Annotated in this window: 1 protein-coding gene and 1 pseudogene; one reads left to right on the top strand and one right to left on the bottom strand. The window is 54.5% G+C overall.

Translation table 11 applies throughout. The annotated features are described in order from the left end of the window. Window positions 1–424: 424 nt before the first annotated feature. Window positions 425–784: a DUF6124 family protein gene (locus HU811_RS26205; protein ID WP_186658966.1), complete on the bottom strand. Its 360-nt coding sequence runs from the start codon at window positions 782–784 to the stop codon at window positions 425–427. A 457-nt stretch (window positions 785–1,241) separates the two neighbouring features. Between HU811_RS26205 and HU811_RS26200 the strand changes: the two are divergent. Next, window positions 1,242–3,065: pseudogene (locus HU811_RS26200) on the top strand (hypothetical protein); the annotation flags it as partial.

Raw genomic sequence — 3,065 nt, 5'->3', positions numbered from 1 at the left:
CCTCACCGACACGGCGGACGGTGCGACGGCTTCCGATTGGGTTGAGAGCGAACGCTTCGAAGTCCGGCCTCATTAGTTGCCATGCGTTGTCGGCATCGGTTTGATGCTCGGTACTTGTTCGTTAATTTCTGCGGAAATTTCTGCGGAAAATAAAACGGCCGATAGCGCCCGTGATTGCTTGGTGCAGTGATGCCGTACGAAAGATGATTTCCAGCGTTTTTGCGGATTTTTATGCGCAAACCCAAGATTGATTAATTAGCACCTGCACATGTGCGCAAAACGTGACCCCTGTAGGAGATGCCGAGTGCAACGAGGCTGCGATCTTTTTCCAGACAATTGAGTCTTGAGCGAAAGACCGCCAGCTGCGACTCCCCAAGATCAAGATCAAAGGATCGCAGCCTTCGGCAGCTCCTACAGGGCGCTTTCAGCGCTGAACTTTCGCTTCGTTATCCAGCAATTTCTCCAGCAACAACACGCCCATTTCGCCCATCTGGTGAATCGCCAGGGCCAGGTTGCGCGGGGCACCTTCCAGGTCTTCGGATAAATCCAGAATCAGCGTGCTCACTGAGCAGAAGGTTTCATAGGTGTGCGCCAGCATGCCCTCGGGGTCGGCATTGGGGGCGACGATGAAGTAATCCAGTTGTCTTGCGGGTTTTTCTGGGGTGTCGGGCTTGAGGTAGTGGTCCAGGGCTTTCTGGGCGGCTTTGTCGAGTTTTTTGGCGTCGAGGGTTTTGTGCGCGGGTTGTGAATCGGTTTTCGGGGGATTGGGTGTTGGTTTGATCATGATCGGTCTCCGTAATGGGGCCATCACCCGGCTCGCGACTAAACGAATGAAGGGTGGCGGCTGGACGCAGGTTAGTCGACCGGCGGAGACACGAAATCCGGCGCGCCCGAGGGCGCCCTGCGTACAGCCACCATCAAGTAGGGGATAGGGAACACCCCACGGGATGACGCTTGTGCACATCATGTCGAACCGCCGGGCGACTAAACCCGATCGCTGGTTATCAGCGACGCGAATCAAGTTACGGGGCAAGGCCAAGCCACACAAGCCGGCGGATTCTGGCGGATCTGTAGTCCGTTGCGCAAGGCGCTGTAGTCACCCGGATATTTCCTTAAACCGGGCCCCGCCACTCGTCGGCACTGTCAGAACTGACAGGTGTTTACGCTGAGAGGCTGGCATCTACTACCCCTGAATCCTCTTGTAAACACCAGCCAATTGAAGAGGTTAATCGGAGCTAGTCATGAACGACGATGACACCGACGATATTGATGGACGCGACGCGGCAGAAATATCAGAAGGAAATAACAGCGTGAATGCCGACAAAACTTATGATGTGCGTAAGGTGTCGGACGTTGTTTCTGCTGATAGTTTGGCTACAGAGCACACAGTGTTTTTATATCCAATTGGTAGTGGAGTGGCTATCGCGAAGTATAAGTTTGAGTACGAGTGGAGTTCGGATGGCGCATCATTTACCGTTGTAGGGAAACAGTATTTATCAAGGCCTAGTGGTCTTCCTAACTGTCATTTTAGTTTGAGGGTTGATAGTGACGATAACTGGATTTCAGTCAGTGAAGACAATGCGCGTCAGGATGATGCGTGGCATAGCTTTCCGTATGTGCTCAACGTAAGGAGTAACGCTAGCGAGGAGCTGGTTCGTGTACGGGTTGTGTATTGGGAGGGTAATAATCGGATGGACCTGAACAATTACCTTATTGCATCTTACAGTCGTCAAAGCCCTTCGATAACGAGCCCTGTCCGTAACGGTGACGTGCTGCCCAATCTGGAGGTTTCAGGTACCGCTACTTCTGGAGCCTGGGTTGCGGTTTATGAAGGCCACACAGCTCGGCAATTGTCGGACTGGGTGGAATCCGGTTTTGCGTGGCGAACACATTTGCGTGAACCGCTGACCCCAGGACTAAAAGTCCTGACAGCCAGACAGCAACACCGTGGCGTGCTATCAGGCTGGGCCGACAATATATCTGTGACGGTACTGCCCAAGCCCTCCATCTCGTCTCCTATTTCCGGCTCGGACATTGAGCATCGCAGGCCGGAAATTTCTGGCTCTGGGTTACCGACCGCAGAGGTGCAACTTCACGTCAGCCATTCGGCGGAGGAAATACCCCATCCAGTGTGTATCGTTGACTCGCAACGGCACTGGAGGACAACGCCACATAACAATTTGCCGTTGGGGGAATTTGAGTTTACTGCCAGACAAACATCGGCTGGTATGTATTCTGACTGGGCAGACGATGTTTCTGTTGTGATTGAATTACCCGTACCTGTCATCACCGGCCCCGTAGCCAATTCTGTTCAAGACAGGACCTTTACCGTAACCGGCAACAACGGGCGTTCGGGTGCCATCGTTCAGGTATTCAGCGATACTCAGGACGATATGTTGGGCCAAACCAACACGTTGACGGGGGCTAATTGGAGCTGTTCCGTTACAGCGCCCGTAGGGAATACATCGCTGGCAGCACTCCAACGAGTAGACGGGACCCCATCGAATCGAAGCACACCTCGAGCCTTCAGAGTCCGCCCCCCCAAGCTGACCGCCGTCACCGTCACCACCCCGACCGACACTTCAGTGAAGTTCGAAGGCAGCGGCTACACCGGTGCAACCGTGCAGATCACGGTCGTCAGCGGCCCCAGCGTCACAGCGCCGGCCCCTGCGCCGGTGCACGGAGACAGGTGGAGCACAACCGCGACAAACTGGCCATTTGGCTCGTACAGCCTGACGGCTATTCAGCGATTTCCCGATGGTGACAATGGCTGGATTGATTCGCTGCCCTACACATTCCCCGTCAACCTGACCCTTCCAGACCCGACCGATATCACCTACACAGCGGTCTACCGGCCCGTGTTCTCGGGTAAAGGTTTCAACGGTGCGACGGTGAAGATTCTGAATCCCGACGACTCACCCGCAGCCCCCGAAAAAATTGTGGCTGGCGGTGTGTGGTCGAGTATGGCCTCAACGGAGTGGGGGCCTATGTTCAAGCGCAAAGTTAAAATCAAACAATTTAAGGATGGCCAGGAATCGCCGACCTGGCAGGAAATCGAGGTCACC

Origin of the sequence: Pseudomonas tehranensis, from assembly GCF_014268615.1 — a bacterium.
Classification (GTDB): domain Bacteria; phylum Pseudomonadota; class Gammaproteobacteria; order Pseudomonadales; family Pseudomonadaceae; genus Aquipseudomonas; species Aquipseudomonas tehranensis.
The sequence above is the reverse complement of the archived record's forward strand: the minus strand, read 5'-3'. Positions and strand labels throughout refer to the sequence as shown.

What these genes read in the sequence shown, in the direction of transcription:
- HU811_RS26205 (WP_186658966.1), bottom strand. Translation starts at nt 784, where the DNA reads ATGATCAAACCAACACCCAATCCCCCGAAAACCGATTCACAACCCGCG.